The organism is Undibacterium sp. Xuan67W (assembly GCF_049340165.1).
Taxonomy (GTDB): domain Bacteria; phylum Pseudomonadota; class Gammaproteobacteria; order Burkholderiales; family Burkholderiaceae_D; genus Undibacterium.
In genome coordinates this window covers 114,040-133,565 of the sequence record NZ_JBMPPN010000008.1, presented here as the reverse complement: position 1 = coordinate 133,565, position 19,526 = coordinate 114,040, and the positions used below count along the sequence as shown (strand labels likewise).

Below are 19,526 nucleotides of genomic sequence, written 5' to 3'. Positions count from 1 at the left end.
ATTGGACGAATTACTTCCCTATTATGAGCGTGAGCTTGGATTCTTAAGGCGTTATTCACGCGAATTTTCTGAGCGTTATCCGAAGATTGCCGGCGGTTTGCTGATGTCTGGCGAGGTTTGCGAGGACCCGCATATTGAACGAATGATTCAGTCATTTGCACTGCTGAATTCACGTATTTCAAAACGACTAGATGATGATTATCCCGAGTTTACGGAAGCATTATTTGAAGTCCTGTACCCGCATTATTTACGACCGTTTCCCTCATGCTCTATTGCGCGCATAGAGTGCAGTGATGCCGTAAGGCAGATGACAGTGCCATCGGTGATCGCTCGCGGAACTCAGCTCACAACAGGTCAGGTTAAGGGGGTTGCCTGCAAATTTAGAACGGCTTACGACGTCCATGTTGCGCCAATATCTTTGTCAAGAGTTGCATTTGATCCGATCTTGAAAGCACCGGATTCAGTTGTTCTTCCTCCGTTGGCCACTTCCAAAATTAGTATTACTGTCAACGCCTTGTCGCAACAAATTTGTTTGAAAAAAATAGCAGTTCCTTTCTTACGCGCCTTTATTGATGGAGAACCTTCATTTTGTGCCGCGCTCAGAGATACACTATTTATGCGAGGTGTGAAAGCCTATATTGAAATTCCTGGACAGCTTTCCTGGATCAGCTTGCAATCATTACCAATTAAGGCCGTCGGATTTACCGAGGACGAATCCTTGATTCCGTTTTCATCGCGCTCTCATCCTGCATATCGTTTATTGACGGAATACTTTTCATGTCCGGAAAAATTCAATTTTTTTGATATTGATTTATCTTTTTTGAAGGGCTCTTTACCTGAAAATTGTAAGGAATTTACTTTGCATCTGGCGCTTACCGGATTGAGAAGCGACTCCAATATTTCGCGCATGTTGAGCACGCTATCAACTAATCATGTGGTGCTTGGATGTACGCCTGTGATTAATTTGTTTAGTCAGCATGGTGAACCTATCCGTCTGACTCAAACAACTGAGCGGTATCCAGTCATTGCAGATTCTCGGCGTGCCTACGCCTATGAAGTACATTCAATTGATTCGGTGAAATTGGTACGGCAAACACCTCAAGGTGAGTCCGTGACGGAATTTCGCCCTTTTTACTCTTTACGACATGGCGAGCGAGTAGCGAAAAAAGGCCATTACTGGGTAATGCGAAGAGATGAAATGGTCGCATTAAAAAGCCCTGGTTATGAAACTGAAATATCCATCGTTGATATCGACTTTGATCCTGCCGCGATAGAAACCGACACACTAAGTATAGAACTCACGTGCACGAATCGCGATTTGCCTGCATCGCTTACTTACGGTCTACCAGGGGGGGATTTATTTTTAGAAGGTGGCTTGCCCGTACAGTCAATTAATTTTTTACGTAAGCCATCCGAATCCTATTCTTTTGAACGAGGAAGAGGGGCGCATTGGCGCCTTATCTCCCATTTATCCCTGAACCACTTGTCTTTGAGTAACGGCGGTCTGGAAGCATTTCAAGAAATGTTAACCTTGTACGATTTACCTCGCTCTGCAATTTCTCAACGGCAGATTCGCGGCATTGTCAGCATTGAACATAAAGCAGCCAAGGCTTGGTTGCCGGGTAATCCTTTTGCCTGTTTAGTGCGTGGTATTGAGGTTCGAATGATGATCGATGAAGAAGGTTTTGTCGGTAGTGGAATTCATGTTTTTGCGGATGTCATTGATCGATTCTTGGGACTCTATGTACACGCAAATAGCTTTACACAACTGGTGATCGTCTCAAAAAGAAGTGGGGAGGAATTGTTGCGATGCTTACCGCGAAGCGGCGATTTGAGCCTAGTGTAATTCAACGATTACTTGATGAACCTTATCGGTTTCAGTTTTTTCAAGCGGTAAGATTAATTGAGTTGTGGTTGAAAAAAAACGGCGTGTCAAATGATGGTGCCGTCGCAGACTATGTACGTTTTAAAAATTCAATTTCTCTCAATTTTCCCGCTAGTGAAATTGAAAGTCTCTCGTTGTACCCTAAAACGCTGGAAGTAACGGATCTTGGATTACTAGAAGCATTACAAAAGGATGAGCTTGATCACATCAGTCTGACACCAGCCTTCATGGGATTTTTAGGCGGTAACGGTTCTTTGCCAAACCATTACACTGAACAGATTGCCAGCCATATCTTGTATGAAAAAGATGATAGCCCGCGTGCCTTTCTTGACACGTTTTCAAATCGAGCTTTAACTCTTTTTTATGAAGCATGGCGAAAATATCGTCTGGAATTTAAATTTGAAGTCGATGGAAAAGATCGTTTTTTACCATTACTCTTGTCCTTAGCAGGAACTGGATATCCCACCTTAAAAGGGCGTCTGGATGATGCCGATGGAATATGTGATGAATCTATCGGATATTTTTCATCAGCGATGCAGCATCGTCCGGCATCAGCATCCTATATTCGCGGTGTCATCAGTGAATACTTTGGTATACCTATTCAGGTGGATCAGTTTATTGGTCAATGGTATGACGTGCCGCAAGATCAGCAAACAATGTTAGGTACAAACAATGCGATATTGGGCTCTGTTGCTTTAGTTGGTGCTCGAGTATGGCAAAGGGATTTACGTTTACGTTTGACACTTGGGCCACTAAGAAAAAAAGACTTCGATGCATTTTTACCCGGTGGAAAATGTGCAAAGTCTCTGGGGAAAATGCTGACCATGTTCACCAGTAGCTGTCTCGAATATGAAATCCAATTAGTACTCGACGCTAAAGAGGTTTGCGGAATCAATTTGGAGTCTCATCGCAATGGTGGTCGCTTAGGCTGGGATACCTTTTTGTTGTCGGGAGCGGAAATGAGTCATCGTTGCGACGTTCGCTACGATATTCATGCGTTTTAATAAAAAATTATCAGATCAAGGAAGAAGCAGGAATGAGCGTCAATCTTAAAACACTGATTAGCAAACTTAACGAGACGTCACGGATTGCTGCGACCCGCGCAGCTAGTATCTGTGTAGGCTTGGGACACTATGAAGTAGATATCGAACATTTATTTCTAGCATTGTTGGAGCAAGTAAGTAGCGACTTTGTAATTATTGCTCGCAAGTCAGGTATCAGTACGGCAAGCCTGGATGCGGATCTGCGTAGCGAAATCAGTCGCTTTAAAACCGGTAATGCCCGCACGCCAGTGTTCTCTCCGCATTTGCCTAAACTGTTTGAACATGCGTGGCTCATCGCCTCCCTAGACAATCGTGTTGATCAAGGAAGTCAGATCAGAAGTAGTCATTTGTTGCTGGCCCTACTTACCGAACCTGATTTGTCACAGCTTGCTTATCGTGGCTCCAAATTATTCGCTAAGTTCAAACTAGACGACCTAAAGCATCACCTCCAAAAAATCACTGAAGGTTCGCAAGAGTCGCAAGTAAATGGTAACGGACAGGATGCCGAATCGGATGGTTCTGACCCTGTAAGCGACATGGCTGATAAGGTAGTTCAAACCAAAACGCCTGCCTTAGATCAGTTCACAACGAATCTGACGCAACGCGCACGTGACGGTAAGGTAGATCCGGTGATTGGACGTGATAAAGAAATTCGTCAGGCAATTGATATCCTGATGCGTCGCCGTCAAAACAACCCAATTCTTACGGGAGAAGCAGGTGTCGGAAAAACTGCTGTAGTTGAAGGATTGGCTTTGCGTGTTGCATTGAATGACGTTCCTGATATTTTAAAGGGCGTTGAGATTCATACTTTAGACATGGGGCTGTTGCAAGCCGGTGCGAGCGTAAAAGGAGAGTTTGAAAATCGCTTAAAAAATGTTATTGATGAAGTCAAAAAAAGCTCACACGCGATTATTTTGTTTATTGACGAAGCTCACACCATGATCGGTGCCGGTGGTCAGGCTGGACAAAATGATGCCGCCAACTTGCTAAAGCCTGCATTGGCAAGAGGCGAGCTGCGAACGATCGCGGCGACAACCTGGAGTGAGTATAAAAAATATTTTGAAAAAGATGCTGCACTGGCACGTCGTTTTCAAGTGATTAAAGTTGAAGAGCCAACAGAGACAGTTGCATGCGCCATGTTGCGTGGCATGGCGCCACTGATGGAAAAACATTTTAACGTACGTATCTACGATGAAGCGATCACTGAAGCGGTTCGTTTATCGCATCGCTATATCAGTGGCCGGCAATTACCTGATAAGGCGATTAGTCTTCTCGATACTGCCTGTGCAAAAGTAGCGCTCGGTCAAAATGCGACTCCAGTAGCGCTGGAGTCTATTACAAAAAAACTGGAACAGATACATGCCGAAATAGCGATGCTCGAAAGAGAGCAGAGCAGCGGTGCAAGCCATACTGAGCGTTTACTCGAATTGCGCAAGACAAGTGAGAGTGCTCATGCAGAAATTACACAACATACTAACCAATGGGAAAAAGAAAAAATACTGACAGCGCAAATCAAGATGGCACGCGTCAGCTTAGAAACATCGTCAATGCCAACTGATAACGAACTACAAAATACCTCATTAACTCCTCCAATTACCCTAACTACTAACATTATTAAAAAAACGGCGAAAGCTAATGAGTTCACTAAAAATATTCAGAAGCAAATTGATGAACTGAAGATATTGCAAGGCGAGACTCCGATGGTGCCTGTACAGGTCGACGGACATGTTATTGCCGAGATTGTTGCTGCCTGGACCGGTATCCCTTTGGGGAAAATGGTTAAGGACGAAATAAAGACAGTGCTCAATTTGAAAGCATTACTTGAGGAGCGGGTACTTGGTCAATCCCACGCGATAGAGGCGGTTGCGCAACGGGTCCGGACCTCGCGCGCCAATCTGGATGATCCGAATAAACCTAAAGGTGTCTTTTTATTTGTCGGCCCTTCAGGTATCGGTAAAACTGAAACAGCTTTGGCCTTGGCGGATATTTTGTATGGTGGTGAACGCAAACTCATCACGATTAATATGAGTGAATATCAAGAAGCGCATAGCGTCTCTGGTTTAAAAGGATCGCCTCCTGGTTACGTCGGGTATGGTGAGGGCGGTGTTTTGACCGAGGCTGTACGCCGTAATCCGTATAGTGTTGTTCTGCTGGACGAAGTTGAAAAAGCTCATCCGGATGTTCTGGAATTATTTTTTCAGGTATTTGATAAAGGCGTGCTGGACGACGCTGAGGGTCGTGAAGTCGACTTTAAAAATACCATCATTATTCTGACCTCTAATGTGGCGTCGAGCTTCATGATGCAAGCGTGCCTGAATAAACAGGTGAATGACTTGCCCTCACCTGAAGAGTTGGAGCAGCAAATTCGTCCACAATTGATGAAGGCATTTAAACCCGCATTTCTCGGGCGGTTAAAGGTTGTGCCTTATTATCCGATTCAAGATGAGGTACTTGTTAAAATTATTGAGTTGAAACTCGGTCATATTCAAAAGCGTATCGCCAACAATCATAAGGCTGTCTTTACCTATGATGATGCCCTTGTAGAGGCCGTATTATCTCGCTGCACAGAGGTTGATTCCGGTGCTCGCAATGTCGATAATATTTTGAACGGAACTCTGTTGCCGGAGATAGCTGAATCTGTTTTAGGGAAGATGGCAGAGGGCATGGCTATCAGCAAAATCAAAGTCACTGCGACAAAACAGGGACAATTCAAATACACCATGAAATAAACTATAAACTTTTTTCTTGTTTGAATTATGGCATTTGAGTTCAGGTAAATACAGAGACAAACCATGAGTGACCTGATGAAGAAAAGATTAAAAAATTTACTTTATGTCTCCATTTATTTTGCAATAGGTATGCAAGCAATACCCGCATTTAGTGGAATAAATGAAGCTTTAAATGAGTATAAAAATAGTCAATTTTCCACTGCATTTACTCAGTTCAGAAAGCTGGCAAATGCGGGGGATGCCGAGTCGCAATATTATCTCGGACTTATGTATGAAAACGGTCAGGGTGTACCACAAGACTACAAGCTGGCGATGTCATGGTACAAGGCAGCAGCAGATCAGGAATATGCAAAAGCACAATTGAGCTTAGGCAGTCTGTATGACGATGGGCGTGTCGCATCACAAGATCCCAAGACGGCAATGACCTGGTACCGCAAAGCGTCTATGCATGGTAACGCGCAAGCACAATATAAGCTGGCATTAATGTATATAAATGGCAGGGCAGTAAATAAAGAAGAAAAAACTGCCATTCTGTGGATGCGCAAATCTGCGGAGCAGGCCGAACCCAATGCGCAATATCAGCTCGGCTACATGTATGAAAAAGGTATAGGCGTTACGAAGGACGCTAAGCTGGCAATTCTTTGGTATCGCAAGGCCGCGGATCAAGGATATCCGGATGCACAATTTAGTACAGGACAAATGTACGAAAACGGTTATGGCGTAGCGCAAGACTACACTGCGGCAGTCGGTTGGTACCAAAAAGCTGCACAGCAAGCGCATCCTGGCGCTCAGTATCGCCTAGGCGTCATGCTTGCGCTAGGACGTGGCGTCAGGCAAGACGACAAGTCCGCAATGGCATGGTTTCAGCAAGCAGCAGATCATGGTCAGGCTAACGCACAATACAATCTTGGCGCCATGTATGAGTCAGGTCAAATTGTCTCCCAGGATTATAAATTAGCCCTCGCCTGGTATCGTAAGTCAGCAGAGCAAGGTGTCGCTATGGCCCAGTACAATCTGGCCTCTATGTACGCCAATGGCAGAGGTACGGTAAAGGATGATAAAGAGGCTTTGGCGTGGTACGTGAGGGCCGCAGAACAAGGACATGCCGAGGCTCAATATAACCTGGGATGGGTATATGCAAACGGCCAGGGAGTAACATTGGACATAGAGCAAGCACACATGTGGTTCAATCTGGCGGCGTCCAGCGGTGATAAAGATGCAATCAAAAATCGTAAAGTAGCTGAGTCAATGATGACGCCGAAACAGATTGAACATGCTCAGACGATGGCACGGGAATGGCAGATTAAATTCAAATAACCCGAACAATTTAGATGCACGTATGATCCAAGGCAAAATAATGTCTAATCACACGGCATATGGCCCCATTGACCGTTTTAGGAAAAATTATGCTTGCTGTTGATCAGCTTCTCTTACCCATCAATCCAACGGACCCTTGCGGAGAGGATTTATCTTTTTCGACCGAACTCGATGCGATTGCCCAAGCTCGCCGGTTTGACGATCCTTCTCTTGATCAGGGAGAATGGGTTGCTGAATTAAAGGAGGCCGATTGGCCGTTCGTGGTAAAAAACTGTTCCGATTTAATTCAGTCTAAAAGTAAAGATTTACGCCTTGCAGTTTGGCTGGCCGAAGCAAGCGCAAAAGTAAACCAGTTTCGCGGCTTAGGCGATGCTTACTTATTGCTGGCGGGATTATGCGATAAATTTTGGGAAGGCTTATATCCACTACCAGACGAAGATGGATATGGACAACGTATTGGGAATTTACACTGGTTGCTGAAACGATCCGTACAGTTAGTACGTGAAATTCCGATCACAGAAGGTAAAGATTCTGGATATTCAACGATTCAATTTGAGCTTGCCCGTGCAAACTCAACAAATGAGGATAGACAAGATGCCAGTCGCCATCATGGACATCTTAAATTGGCGGATGTAGAGTCAGCACGTAAAAAATCTTCCAGAGCTTTTTATCAAAATCTGCTGACAGACGCACGTTATTGTATTAGCGCATTGATTGAGTTAGAGCAGGCTGTAGATGCCTGGTTAGGCATCGATGGCCCCGGGTTCACGGCATCCAAAGAAGCACTCGAGGCTGTTATACGGCTTATCTTGCCATTTGCTCGCGATGTTGGCGCACAAACAGAAAGTCATCCAGTCGAAGAGCCAGAAATGACGATCCCCATTCTCAATAATGAACAAAAAATGTCCGCAATAACACCCCTTGCCGGTACTATTCAAACGAGAACCCAGGCTCTCGCGCAGCTTCGCTTAGTCGCGGAATTTTTTCGCAGAACTGAGCCTCATAGCCCCGTCATTTATCTGGCAGAAAAAGCAGCGGACTGGGGTGATTTACCTTTACACGAATGGCTGCGAGCCGTTGTCAAAGACGAAGGCTCGCTGGGACATATCGAAGAACTTCTTGGTATAAAGAGATAAGAGGAGTTGCCTCTTCATAAACAGAAAATCTGCACAGGCGTCTCTACTCTGGCAGATTTCTTCTGGAATTTGACTTCACCTCATATCTGACAGTTAAGCAGATAATCCTTGGCTTATTACCGTCGCGACGACTTCGTTTAGACTGATGCCTTGTTCCTGAGCACGTTCTTGTAACTGTCGCACCAATTCACTGTTTAATTTGACGGCAAACGGCACTAAGCCTAGTGCCTGGTCAATTTTTCTTTGTTCTCGTTTGTCAATGGTAGTCAATGGACTGTTTCCGAAAGCGGCAGGACCTGCTGCTTGCATCTTGCCCATTAATTTTTTCGCGTCACTTTTGGCGAGTCCGGTTTTCTTCACTTTGGTCATCCTTGCAATCTAAAGTTCGCATTCTACGCAGTATGTGCAGACGGGTGTTTTTTGTTTTGACCTCAGCTTTACAATAGGCTATTCCATTTGCCATTGCCATATGGAACCTGTGTTTAGGTTGATGTGATATAACATTGGCGCGTTGCTATTTTTATCTTCAAACTCTTTCCCTAATTTATATCTTTGGATCCTCCTATGCAGCCACCGGAACATAAGTATCAACGTTGTATGGTCATGGCTGGAGGTGGATTTCGATTTTCATATTACCTCGGTATCTATGCGGCCTTGAGTGACGCTGAGAAAAAGCCCGATGTTTTGCTGGCGAGTTGTGGCGGAGCGATTGCGGCTGCAATTATTCAAGGCTTGCCGGATGATGTGCAGCGCAAAGACTGGGTAAGTTCTCCTGAGATGTATGCGTATTGGTGTAGGATGAGATCAGGCCCTAAAGCATCCGTTTCAGGCGCCTTGGGTGCCGCCTTGCATCGGCGTTTGTTTGCTTCAGGTGCTGCACAGATCCCCGACTTGCATCACGATTATCTGTTTGAAATTCCACCGGGCCTGCCTCTGCCTGATGCGGTTGAAAACGATGATAAGCCAGCAGTCGCTATCATTGCAGGAAAGCTGCTTTATGCCGAAAGTGATATCGGAAAGCCGAGAGGTGTACAACCTTTATTTCGCGAAACAGTATTTTGTAATGAGCGCACGGCAATGATGTTGCACGAGATGATCTCACCTGTTAGCGATAGGCATTTACCCCGCAGCGCTGTGGCTACTCATATAGCAACCGAGACATCCATGCCCATCGCAGAAGCGGCACGCGCTTCCGTCTCTGATATGTTTTATTTTCCTTGCCACCACTATCAGGGGAGCGACTATATGGGCGGAGTGATTGACCTCTTTCCTATTGAAATTGCCCATCGCATTGCAGATAACGTCGTCATGGAAGTGAAGAGCTATTATGACGCAAGCTTTTCACTCCCCGCGCTACGTGCTGTAATGGGGTTCGACGGTAATTTGAGGTTGAGTAACGTTATGCAGCAACATGCAGAAGCATGGGTCGATACTGCCGACATGGAAAAGACTCTTCCTCATACTCAGATTGAGAAAAAGATACACATTCTCAAAAATCGAATAGAACTGGTCGCATCAAAAAGTTACGCAGATTATCAACAGATAATCGCCGCCCAGTGGGAATATGGTTATCAGCGGGGCATTCAGGCAGTTAAAAAATACCTCAAATAATGGGATAGCAATACGGTGTCATTAGCATGATTAATTTTTCATAGAAAAAAAACAAAGCATGCACTATAATCTTTCGCTCAGCGTCGGGGCGTAGCGCAGCCTGGTAGCGTACGTGCATGGGGTGCACGGGGTCGCAAGTTCGAATCTTGCCGTCCCGACCAATAAATATCAAAGGCTTACAGATTTTCTGTAAGCCTTTTTTATTGCCCGACAGGCCAATAAGTTCCCTGGCTAGGTCTCAATCTACACTTTGCAGATTCTCCGGGTTTTTAGTATCTTTGAAGCGTAAAAATGACTAAATTATTTTCACAATCGTATAAAACCTGTGACAATATCGTTCTTATTGCTGCGCCTGCGGGTCGCGGCTATTCCAAACTAGCCGACACAGAAAAATAATTCTGGATCAGAAAGAACTGAGCAACATATGTCTATCAAAATTAGTCAAAATTTCGATGCAGGTGCGATTGAGGTTGTTAAAGCGATGCAAGCAGATGCGATTGAATTGAAGTTGCGTAAAGATTCTCATGCTGATATTGCACAATGGTTTTATTTTCGTTTACAAGGCGCACGTGATCAGGATGTGGTGATGCATATTCTGAACGCTGGCGAATCAACTTATCCTGCCGGCTGGAAAAACTACCAGGCGTTAGCGAGCTATGATCGTGAGAATTGGTTCCGTGTCGATACTGAGTTTGACGGCAAGGTAATGACCATCAGTCATTCGCCAGAATTTGATAGTGTCTACTACGCGTACTTCGAGCCGTATAGCTGGGAACGTCATCTGGCTGTGCTGGGTAGTGTTGAGCAGTCGCCGCTGGTGCGGGTTGAGGATCTCGGTAGCACAGTCGATGGTCGCGATCTGAATATGGTGGTTGTCGGCGATCCTGCTGCCAGGAAAAAAGTCTGGATCATTGCGCGCCAGCATCCTGGTGAAACGATGGCGGAATGGCTGGTCGAAGGTACACTGAACGCATTGATTGATGTGGCAAATCCAATCGCCCGCCGTATTCTGGATCAGGCAGTGTTATATATTGTGCCAAATATGAATCCTGATGGTTCCGTACGCGGCAATTTGCGCACTAATGCTGCGGGTGCCAACCTGAATCGTGAATGGATGACGCCATCGCTGGAGACAAGCCCTGAAGTTTTTCATGTGAAGAATAAAATCCATGAAGTTGGCTGCGATCTGTTTCTGGATATTCATGGCGACGAGGCTTTGCCTTATGTCTTCGTTGCCGGTAGTGAAATGCTTGATGGCTTCAGCGAAAAACAGGCTACCGAACAACAGGCGTTTGTGGATAGTTTTGTCGCGGCAAGTCCGGATTTTCAAACTAAGTTTGGCTATGAAGCAAGCAAGTACAATGAAGATGTCCTGAAGCTGGCATCCAAGTACATCGGCCATACTTTCAAGTGTGTGTCACTCACTTTGGAATTGCCGTTTAAAGACAATGCTAACTTGCCGGATATGGAAGTCGGCTGGGATGGCGCGCGCAGCATGAAGCTGGGGGAGGCGATGTTGCAGCCTATCTTGACCTCACTTAACCAGATCAATTAATAACCTACACGTACTAAGCAAACTGGTGACGCACAGCATGGGCATAGAGATAGAACGTAAGTTTCTGGTAGTGGATCAGGACTGGAAGCAGCAAGGGCAGGGCGTTCATTTATGCCAGGGCTATATTTGCTCCGACCCCGGGCGCATTGTGCGTGTGCGCATCGAGGGTGAACATGCTGTGATGACGATCAAGGGCAAGACAGAAGGTTTTTCCCGCGGAGAATGGGAATATCCTATCCCCGTCGCTGACGCAAAAGAATTATTGGTCGGATTGTGCGCACAACCTTTGATCGAAAAATTCCGCTACCGTATCGCTTACGATGGTTTGATCTGGGAGGTTGATGAGTTCCTTGGCGATAATGCCGGATTGGTTGTCGCTGAAGTTGAGCTGCAATTCGAGACCCAGGAATTTGCGCGTCCGGCATGGCTTGGCGCAGAGGTCAGTCACGACCATCGCTATGCTAATGCGAATCTTCTGAAGTATCCGTTTTGCCTGTGGCCTAAATCTTAATCTAATCATGGCTAAATTGGTTTTCACTCAACAGCTCAGTCGGTTTACCTAGGTGCCTGAAGTAGGCGGTTCATAAAATGTCGATTAAAGAATTTTAGACGCTTTTGAAATTGAATCCGCACTATCCATGAGCCTTTCAAGCCATTAATGCTCTGTAAGGCGCATGGATAGTGCGGATGCTACGAATTCTGCGTATTCTTTTAGGGAATTGATAAAAATCCTTTAATCAAGATGGTACTCCAGGCAGAGTTGGTAACCTCGGCCTAGCAATACGTCAGTATTGCGGGCCTGGGATTGTCGACATCGGCTCAATACCGGCGCGAAATTGATTCGGCAACGCAGGCTGGTTTATCACTGCCTTCGCGTTCTATTGTGACTTCCCAAGTCATTTGGGCGCCGTCTTTGATATCTTCTACACTGAGCAAATGCATTTTGGCACGGACTCTGCTGCCTGCCGGGACGGGGGATGCGAAGCGTACTTTATTCAGGCCGTAGTTCACGCCCATCTTGACGTCGCTCATCGTGATTGCGTTTTGCATCAGCATCGGTAGCAGGGATAAAGTCAGGAACCCATGTGCAATCGGGCCGCCGAACGGTGATTCGCGTTTGCTGCGTTCTACATCAATATGAATCCACTGCAAGTCGCCGGTCGCCTCGGCAAACGTATTAATTCTTTGCTGGCTTATTTCTACCCAGTCTGAGGTCGCAACATCCTGACCGACCAGGGATTTGAGTTCTGTTAAATTGTGTATTTCACGCATTTTGTCTCCGTGATAATGATTAGTTTATGCTGCAGGACGACGGCCAAACATGCCCATGCCTTTGATGGTGCAGACCAGTTTGCCATCTTGATTGATGGCTTTCCACAAAGTGACGACTACACCGCGGTCTGGCTTGGACGTCGATGGACGACTTTCCAATGTTTCTGCACTGACGGTCAGAGTATCTCCTGGTCTTACCGGCAATATCCAGCGTACTTCTTCTAAGCCCGGCGATCCCATACTAGCCGAGTCGTTGAGAAACCCATCAACGACCATACGCATAATGATGCCGCAGGTGTGCCAGCCGCTGGCGATCACGCCGCCAAAAATAGAATGAGCGGCGGCTTCTTTATCGATGTGAAAAGGCTGGGGATCAAATTGTTCTGCGAAGTCGATGATCTCGGCTTCGCCAAGTGTGCGCTGGCCTAATTCAATGACGCTACCAGGAATAAAATCTTCGAAATACCATTGATAGGTTTTTACTGTCATGTGCGTCTCCTCGTTTGATACTGCAAGAGATGTTGCGAAGGATGTTACGAGATAGTGCGAGGGTAATTACAAAAACTGGATGCAAGCATAGGTTGCAACGGTCATCAACAATGCAGGTTCGCAAGGGGCAGTGCGTGCTTGTTGATGGCCGGTACTCAGAGTTTTTACTACTTACTTCTTGCTGTTTATGCCGCTTTTTTGAAGCCTGGCTGCGCTACAAAACGTGCCAGATGATGATCCGTATCGCCCAGTGACAGCTCGATAATGGTCAATCGTTTAAACATATGCGCAGCTGGCAATTCGTTCGTCACACCCATGCCACCATGTAGCTGCACCGCATTTTGACCGACAAAACGTGCAGCTTGACCGACCCGTGCTTTGGCTGCTGAGACAGTGCGGCGACGTTCTTCTGCATCACTGGATGAGACCTTAACAGCCGCCAATGTTGCCATCGAGCGCGCCTGTTCCATCTCCATAAACATTTCTGCCATGCGATGTTGTAAGACCTGGAATTTACCAATCGGCACGCCGAATTGCTGACGGGTTTTTAGATATTCCAGGGTCGCGTTGGTAATTGCCTCGATCACGCCAACCGCTTCAGCACATAACAAGGTCACACCATAGTCGGATGCTGCATCGAGTATCTCCCATCCCGCAGACTCAGCACCGATGAGTGCACTGGCCGGTACCTGAACTTGATTGAAACCAATATCCGCAGCACGGTAACCATCAATCGTGCGATAGTCGCGACGGCTGATGCCCGCGCTATTGGCAGCTACGAGGAACAGACTGATTCCTGCTGTGTCACGCTGAGCGCCATTGCTGCGTGCCGATAGGATCAACTGATCCGCTTGCGCACCATGCAGAACGACGGTCTTAGTCCCGTTCAGAATAAATCCGTCAGCATTTTTTGTTGCGGTTGTTGCGATATCAAACAGGTCGTGGCGGGATTGTTTTTCTGCCAGGGCTGCGGCGAGTTTGATTTCTCCGCCAGCGACCTGTTCCAGGACGCCGGTGTGTGCCCCAGCCAGCTTCAAAAATTCTGCCCCGAACACCGTCGCAAAATACGGTTCGATGACGATGCCGCGACCAAGTTCCTGCATCACGATCATCATGTCAATCGCATTGCCGTTAAAGCCTCCCTGATCTTCAGGGATCGGCAGCGCCATGGCGCCTAATTCTGCCAGCGCAGCCCAAGCGCTATCGGATACGCCTTCTGGTGATTCGATGATTTTTTTACGGTACTCAAAATTATAATCTTTGGCGACCCAGCGTTTGATCGCATCGGCAAATTGCTGCTGTTCTTGAGTTAAGCTGAAATCCATTGTGTTCTCCTCACAGACCCAAAATCATTTGGGTGATGATATTTTTTTGTATCTCGTTAGAGCCGCCATAGATAGACGTCTTGCGGAAGTTGAAGTAATAAGATGCGAGCGGAGCGGCATCGTCGTCGCCCATCACACTATGCTCAGTGTCACCATGCATGAAAGACGGATCAAATGGCAGGCTGTAAGGGCCGACCGCTTCTATCATCAATTCGGTCAGGCGCTGCTGGATTTCTGTGCCTTTAATTTTGAGCAAAGACGCTTCCGGTCCCGGACGGCCACTGTCTTGCGAGATCACACGGAGAACAGTAATTTCCAGCGCCATCAATTCGACTTCGAGGCTCGCGACTTTGCTGGCATAGACCGGATCATCAATCAGCGGTTTACCGTTTTTCTGATGTTCATTGGCCACACGTTTGAGAAACTCCAGCTCACGCTTGGCGCGACCGACTGCCGCGATATTGGTACGTTCGTGACCGAGCAGATATTTGGCGTAAGTCCAGCCTTTGTTTTCTTCGCCAATCAGGTTTTGTACCGGTACTTTGACGTTATCGAAGAACACCTCATTCACTTCATGATCTTCATCAAGCATGATGATAGGGCGTACGGTAATACCAGGCGTTTTCATATCGATCAACAGGAAGGAAATACCTTCTTGCTTGCGTCCGCCGGATTCTGTACGCACCAGGCAAAATATCATGTCGGCATGTTGCGCTAGCGTTGTCCAGGTTTTTTGACCATTCACGATGTAATAGTCGCCATCGCGCTCGGCGCGGGTTTTCAGCGAAGCGAGATCAGAACCAGAGCCCGGCTCGGAGTAACCCTGACACCACCAGTCATCGCAATTCAGGATGCGCGGCAGGTAGTAGTCTTTTTGTGCCTGATTGCCGAAGGCCATAATGACGGGAGCGACCATATTGACACCGAATGGCAAGATGGCTGGCGTACCAGCGCGGGCGCATTCTTCTTCAAAAATATGACGCTGCGTTGCCGTCCAACCGGTACCTCCATACTCCTTGGGCCAGCCTGTAGCAACCCAGCCTTGTTTGGCGAGAATCTTATGCCAGTGGACAAAATCTTCGCGTGCCATGCGTTTGTGGTTCAATACTTTTTGTTTGAGGTCGGCCGGTAAATTATCCTCAAGGTAGGCTCGTACCTCATCGCGAAAAGCCAGATCTTCCGCCGTGTAATTCAAATCCATGTTGTCTCCTTTGTTATTGGTCGCTGTACTCTGATCGGCCTGTCAGTCCATTGTCCGCTGAGTCCTCATACCGTATTCGGCCTTTATATAAGTCAATGTAAGAAGTGCTGACATTAGGTATGGAGTATCCGGAAAAAGAACGATATCTACATCATAAATAAAAAAGCACGACCGTTCAAAACTAATTGTACAACGGATTTATATAACGGTGGCAAGCAAATAATTGGATTATTCTGAGCCAGTCCATAACGGGCAATGCATGGGTGGTAACCGGGAAATACTTTAAAAAAAAGCAAAAAAAAGCGGAACAAAGATTTCCGCTTTTTTGATAGATTCCGACTGCGATCTTAATGAAAATGCTCCGAGCCTTGTGCGGGCGTATCGGCGGGCATCTCTGCATGGACCAGGTCAGCATCTGCATCGGGGAAGAGCGGCGCATGACAGTCATCGCAAAATTCCATCGAAAATACATCGTCGATTTTACGTATGTCCGATACGCCGCAATCATTGAGGATTGCAGGAATTTCACCAACACAGATATTCTCAGTAGGGTTATCGATGGCATTGACCTGATCGTCAGGCTGATACAAAGGCCAGACCACACCGTACAACACTTCAGGTGCTGATTTTAATAAAAAACTGATCCGGTATTCTTCAATCTGACCTGGCGAATCTTCATCACCAAACCCTGCGACGATGGTCTGTAGTTCACTGGCGTCGACATCAAGGTGCTGTGTCAGATAGAACACGGCAGAGCGCAGTAACGCAGGCCGTATTTTGATATCAGCTTCGCGGCAGGCGGTATAAAAAGCCTCCGGCATTAACAGGTCGATATGACAGCCCGGCAGCAGGCGGCTCAGTGTGGGTGTTGCTTGCTCAGTCCATTTTTCCAGTGCAACCGTTTTTGCTTGTGCACAATCGAACGGAGCCGCAATCTCCTGCCATTGAAAAAGTGGCTGAGCTTGCGGCACAATCACGACCGCCAGCATAAAACGGATATCGGCCAAAAATGGAATCACTGGCAGTAAGTCTTGTGAGTGTTGCGGTGTAAGCCCTTTTAATTCCGCCTGCGCCAGGCGCTCCAGTAGCACCGCAGTCTCGCTATGATTGCGTGGCAACTGATCGAGCGAATACAGGGTGGGCAGCAAATGCAATCTTGCTTGCGATGTTAATAGACAAGATTGCAATTGCGTCGCGAGTAACTGGGCATGATCTGTTGCAATTTGCCCGGCAGAGATTTCAAAACGCGTCCATGCAAGCACCGGCGCCGTGATCAGCAGCGCATCGAACCACTGACCATCATGCTCAAACGCTTGAGATGTGCTCAATGATTCTAGCGTCTCAATCATCACCTCATAAGCTTCGGGGTGATGTTTAAACACATGCTCGGCAGCGTTGTCGAGCAGGGCGTGATGTGCTTTGAGATTTTTCCTCACTAAAGCATCAAGCTGTTTTTGCCACGCGCCATCCTCAATCCGGCTGGCAGACTGCGATACTGCTACCGCCAGATTGACCAGACGAAGACTTTCCTGCGAGAGCTTGGTACTTTTGTTTTGCGGGGGACGACGCATGTGAACCTTATTTTTTACTGTATTGCGTTTTACCAAAAAGAACTTCTTTTGCCTTGTCATCAACCAGAGGCTTACGCAAATTTGCTAATACCTCGACACCGCGTTGCACCGCAGGACGAGCATTAATTGCATCAAACCAACGCTTTGCATGGGGATAGTCAGCCCAGTCTATGCCTTGGTTTGCTGCTGATCGCGTCCACGGGAAGCTGGCGATGTCAGCAATCGTATAGGTATCGCCAGCCAGATATTCTGTCTCAGCCAATTGCTTATCCAGCACACCGTATAAGCGCTTGGCCTCGTTGGTATAACGATCCACGGCGTAGTCAATTTTTGTCGGTGCGTAGATGCGGAAGTGATGCGCCTGACCGAGCATGGGACCTAGTCCGCCCATCTGAAACATCAACCATTGCAAGGTATTGTATTTTTCACGATCGGTTTTGCCCAATAATTTGCCTGTTTTGCCAGCCAGATACAACAGAATGGCACCAGATTCAAACAAAGAAATCGGCTTGCCGTCAGGACCATCAGCATCAACGATGGCTGGGATTTTATTATTCGGCGAGATTGCCAGGAACGATTCTTTAAACTGATCGCCAGCACCGATATCCACAGGAATCGCACGATATGCCAAGCCACATTCTTCCAGCATGATATGAACTTTGTGACCATTAGGGGTAGGCCAGGAATAAACATCAATCATCAGGGTCTCCAGGAGATTATTGCGCAGTAAAAAATTAACAATTCAAACAAAGAACCCTATTATGCAGAGGTTTCCGTTTGCACGCAGTGATTTGAATTTTTTTGAATAGATAATTATTTTTTGCCGACTAATTATCCGTTCTTATCTTGAGTCGGCTGGCGTTGTAACTTGATAGCTACTTTTGATTGCGTATGGCTGTCGCGGCGATCCGATATGGATAATCAATATAGAAGAGTGTGTTTTTTATTTTAGGCGCACCATTTATGTGACAGAACATAAGTCGTTGATACTGCAATCATGCATACGCATGTGCTGAGCATGAAACTAAAGTGATTGATAGGACGATTCTGTTTTCTGTTTTCTGCAAAATTAATGAGCTCACCAATTACTAGGATGCAAGTAAAAGCAGAAATAAAAACGCAAAGCAACATCGCTAATGCTTCTTTATCCGTGAGATTGCGGCAATGAATAGTGTATTGATGCGCTATCTTAAAAGTCTTATCAAAACCAAATAGATCAAATAGTCCAGCGGTAATAATAACGGCGAAAATGACTAGGGGAATAAACCAGGTAAGAAAATATTTATCATGAGTGGCATCGTTGATCGCTTTGATACTTCGTAGAATGTAAGCAATCATACAAACCCTATTGTTGTCGTGCAGATTAAACCGACTATACGCCCTTACTTGGTGGCGGATTTGCCGGTCACATTTTGACGTTGGATTTTTACCATTCGATTAAGCAAAACTTTGTTTTTAATAGTCTTAGTAAATTACCCCGCTAATATCCTATCAGCAATCATATGAAAAATAAGCGTATTTGGCCTTTTTTAGCTATACATGGAGCCGTATTGTTGTTTGGAAGCGCAGGAGTATTAGGGAAGACACTGGCTGTTACCTCTTTGGCTTTAGTATTTGGTAGAACTTTGTTTGCATCTTTAGGATTGCTCCCAGTACTATTAATACAGGGTCAAGTTACCTGGCGTTCTATACTTGAACTGCCTAAAAGTGTATTCATCTGCGGGATTCTGCTGGCAATCCATTGGCTTACTTTTTTTGCCGCCCTTAAGGTGGCGCCAGTAGCATATGGATTAATGGGATTTGCCAGCTTCCCTTTATTTGTCGCTTGGCTGGAACCATGGTTATTTAAAGAGCCCCGACACACGCACGACTGGATTTCAGCCCTTGTAGTGCTTGTCGGTATGGTAATTATGATGAGCGATGAACGACCAGATCAAATGAGTGAAAAAGGCGCGTTACTCGGATTGTCACTGGGCGTGGTGTCAGGATTTAGCTTTGCGTTACTAGCGTTGCTCAATCGCTGGCAAGGCGCTATTGTGGCGCCGTTTACGCTTGCTTTTTATCAGAATGGTGTTGCTTGCCTAAGCCTGTTGCCGTTTGTTTTGTTTAATAAGGCATTGTCAGGAATTGCGATAAACGGCTGGTTAGGACTTGCGTTGTTGGGTGTTGTCTTTACAGCGTTGTCGCACGGCCTGTTTATGTTTGGTTTGCGTCATGTGTCAACCAGACTGGCGAGTCTATTGACCTCATTGGAACCCGTTTATGGGATCGTATTAGCCTATTTTGTTTTGCACGAGTCACCATCACAAAGAGTAATCGCCGGTTGCGGCATTGTACTGCTAGCGACGTCGATGGCGACATATTTGCATGCTCGTAAAAGCCAATGAGAGAT

At 46.4% G+C, this 19,526-nt stretch carries 16 protein-coding genes and 1 tRNA gene; 10 read left to right on the top strand and 7 right to left on the bottom strand.

Annotation, left to right across the window (positions count from 1 at the left end):
• Position 1 precedes the first annotated feature (1 nt).
• From tssF to tssA, 5 genes are all read left to right on the top strand, one after another.
• Positions 2–1,846, top strand: a complete 1,845-nt coding sequence (tssF, locus tag ACO0LE_RS09610; RefSeq protein ID WP_422960163.1) for a type VI secretion system baseplate subunit TssF — start codon at positions 2–4, stop codon at positions 1,844–1,846.
• Positions 1,810–2,889, top strand: a complete 1,080-nt coding sequence (gene tssG / locus ACO0LE_RS09605; RefSeq protein ID WP_422960162.1) for a type VI secretion system baseplate subunit TssG — start codon at positions 1,810–1,812, stop codon at positions 2,887–2,889. The genes tssF and tssG overlap by 37 nt, the downstream gene beginning before the upstream one ends.
• A gap of 32 nt (positions 2,890–2,921) precedes the next feature.
• On the top strand, positions 2,922–5,657 hold the full coding sequence (gene tssH, locus ACO0LE_RS09600) for a type VI secretion system ATPase TssH (protein ID WP_422960161.1): 2,736 nt from the start codon (positions 2,922–2,924) through the stop codon (positions 5,655–5,657).
• 63 nt (positions 5,658–5,720) lie between these two features.
• Positions 5,721–6,974 carry an SEL1-like repeat protein gene (locus ACO0LE_RS09595; RefSeq protein WP_422960160.1) on the top strand — a complete coding sequence of 418 codons (1,254 nt, stop codon included), beginning with the start codon at positions 5,721–5,723 and terminating at the stop codon, positions 6,972–6,974.
• 89 nt (positions 6,975–7,063) lie between these two features.
• Entirely contained in the window at positions 7,064–8,110 is a 1,047-nt protein-coding gene (gene tssA, locus ACO0LE_RS09590) for a type VI secretion system protein TssA (protein ID WP_422960159.1), read from the top strand.
• A gap of 93 nt (positions 8,111–8,203) precedes the next feature.
• Here the strand turns inward: tssA and ACO0LE_RS09585 are convergent, their stop codons facing one another.
• Positions 8,204–8,470 (bottom strand): hypothetical protein, encoded by a 267-nt coding sequence (locus ACO0LE_RS09585; protein WP_422960202.1) that lies wholly within the window; start codon positions 8,468–8,470, stop codon positions 8,204–8,206.
• 204 nt (positions 8,471–8,674) lie between these two features.
• On the opposite strand from ACO0LE_RS09585, the gene ACO0LE_RS09580 reads away from it, so the two are divergent.
• The 4 genes from ACO0LE_RS09580 to ACO0LE_RS09565 all read left to right on the top strand — a co-directional run bounded on the left by ACO0LE_RS09580 (position 8,675) and on the right by ACO0LE_RS09565 (position 11,787).
• A complete protein-coding gene (locus ACO0LE_RS09580; protein ID WP_422960158.1) occupies positions 8,675–9,721 on the top strand; it encodes a patatin-like phospholipase family protein in 1,047 nt (348 codons plus the stop codon).
• An 84-nt stretch (positions 9,722–9,805) separates the two neighbouring features.
• Positions 9,806–9,882 (top strand) — tRNA-Pro (locus ACO0LE_RS09575).
• A gap of 263 nt (positions 9,883–10,145) precedes the next feature.
• A complete protein-coding gene (locus tag ACO0LE_RS09570) occupies positions 10,146–11,276 on the top strand; it encodes a M14 family metallopeptidase (protein ID WP_422960157.1) in 1,131 nt (376 codons plus the stop codon).
• Between the two features lie 25 nt (positions 11,277–11,301).
• Positions 11,302–11,787 carry a CYTH domain-containing protein gene (locus ACO0LE_RS09565; RefSeq protein WP_422960156.1) on the top strand — a complete coding sequence of 162 codons (486 nt, stop codon included), beginning with the start codon at positions 11,302–11,304 and terminating at the stop codon, positions 11,785–11,787.
• Positions 11,788–12,095: 308 nt separating this feature from the next.
• On the opposite strand, the gene ACO0LE_RS09560 is transcribed toward ACO0LE_RS09565, so the two are convergent.
• The 6 genes from ACO0LE_RS09560 to ACO0LE_RS09535 form a co-directional block, all read right to left on the bottom strand.
• On the bottom strand, positions 12,096–12,548 hold the full coding sequence (locus ACO0LE_RS09560) for a MaoC family dehydratase (RefSeq protein ID WP_422960155.1): 453 nt from the start codon (positions 12,546–12,548) through the stop codon (positions 12,096–12,098).
• A gap of 24 nt (positions 12,549–12,572) precedes the next feature.
• On the bottom strand, positions 12,573–13,037 hold the full coding sequence (locus tag ACO0LE_RS09555) for a MaoC family dehydratase (RefSeq protein WP_422960154.1): 465 nt from the start codon (positions 13,035–13,037) through the stop codon (positions 12,573–12,575).
• A 185-nt stretch (positions 13,038–13,222) separates the two neighbouring features.
• Positions 13,223–14,362: an acyl-CoA dehydrogenase family protein gene (locus ACO0LE_RS09550; RefSeq protein WP_422960153.1), complete on the bottom strand. Its 1,140-nt coding sequence runs from the start codon at positions 14,360–14,362 to the stop codon at positions 13,223–13,225.
• Positions 14,363–14,372: 10 nt separating this feature from the next.
• Positions 14,373–15,563, bottom strand: a complete 1,191-nt coding sequence (locus ACO0LE_RS09545) for an acyl-CoA dehydrogenase family protein (RefSeq protein ID WP_422960152.1) — start codon at positions 15,561–15,563, stop codon at positions 14,373–14,375.
• A 347-nt stretch (positions 15,564–15,910) separates the two neighbouring features.
• On the bottom strand, positions 15,911–17,134 hold the full coding sequence (locus ACO0LE_RS09540) for a DUF2863 family protein (RefSeq protein WP_422960151.1): 1,224 nt from the start codon (positions 17,132–17,134) through the stop codon (positions 15,911–15,913).
• Positions 17,135–17,141: 7 nt separating this feature from the next.
• Positions 17,142–17,834: a glutathione binding-like protein gene (locus ACO0LE_RS09535; RefSeq protein WP_422960150.1), complete on the bottom strand. Its 693-nt coding sequence runs from the start codon at positions 17,832–17,834 to the stop codon at positions 17,142–17,144.
• 802 nt (positions 17,835–18,636) lie between these two features.
• Between ACO0LE_RS09535 and ACO0LE_RS09530 the strand changes: the two genes are divergently transcribed.
• Positions 18,637–19,521, top strand: coding sequence for a DMT family transporter (locus tag ACO0LE_RS09530; RefSeq protein ID WP_422960149.1), 885 nt, complete (start codon positions 18,637–18,639; stop codon positions 19,519–19,521).
• Positions 19,522–19,526: the final 5 nt, after the last annotated feature.

Bases quoted from the DNA above. Each gene is read 5' to 3' on its own strand.
- ACO0LE_RS09535 (WP_422960150.1), bottom strand. From the start codon at position 17,834: ATGATTGATGTTTATTCCTGGCCTACCCCTAATGGTCACAAAGTTCAT.
- ACO0LE_RS09540 (WP_422960151.1), bottom strand. From the start codon at position 17,134: ATGCGTCGTCCCCCGCAAAACAAAAGTACCAAGCTCTCGCAGGAAAGT.
- ACO0LE_RS09580 (WP_422960158.1), top strand. From the start codon at position 8,675: ATGCAGCCACCGGAACATAAGTATCAACGTTGTATGGTCATGGCTGGA.
- tssH (WP_422960161.1), top strand. From the start codon at position 2,922: ATGAGCGTCAATCTTAAAACACTGATTAGCAAACTTAACGAGACGTCA.
- ACO0LE_RS09550 (WP_422960153.1), bottom strand. From the start codon at position 14,362: ATGGATTTCAGCTTAACTCAAGAACAGCAGCAATTTGCCGATGCGATC.
- ACO0LE_RS09530 (WP_422960149.1), top strand. From the start codon at position 18,637: ATGAAAAATAAGCGTATTTGGCCTTTTTTAGCTATACATGGAGCCGTA.
- tssG (WP_422960162.1), top strand. From the start codon at position 1,810: ATGCTTACCGCGAAGCGGCGATTTGAGCCTAGTGTAATTCAACGATTA.
- ACO0LE_RS09555 (WP_422960154.1), bottom strand. From the start codon at position 13,037: ATGACAGTAAAAACCTATCAATGGTATTTCGAAGATTTTATTCCTGGT.
- ACO0LE_RS09570 (WP_422960157.1), top strand. From the start codon at position 10,146: ATGTCTATCAAAATTAGTCAAAATTTCGATGCAGGTGCGATTGAGGTT.
- ACO0LE_RS09545 (WP_422960152.1), bottom strand. From the start codon at position 15,563: ATGGATTTGAATTACACGGCGGAAGATCTGGCTTTTCGCGATGAGGTA.
- ACO0LE_RS09595 (WP_422960160.1), top strand. From the start codon at position 5,721: ATGAGTGACCTGATGAAGAAAAGATTAAAAAATTTACTTTATGTCTCC.
- tssA (WP_422960159.1), top strand. From the start codon at position 7,064: ATGCTTGCTGTTGATCAGCTTCTCTTACCCATCAATCCAACGGACCCT.
- ACO0LE_RS09560 (WP_422960155.1), bottom strand. From the start codon at position 12,548: ATGCGTGAAATACACAATTTAACAGAACTCAAATCCCTGGTCGGTCAG.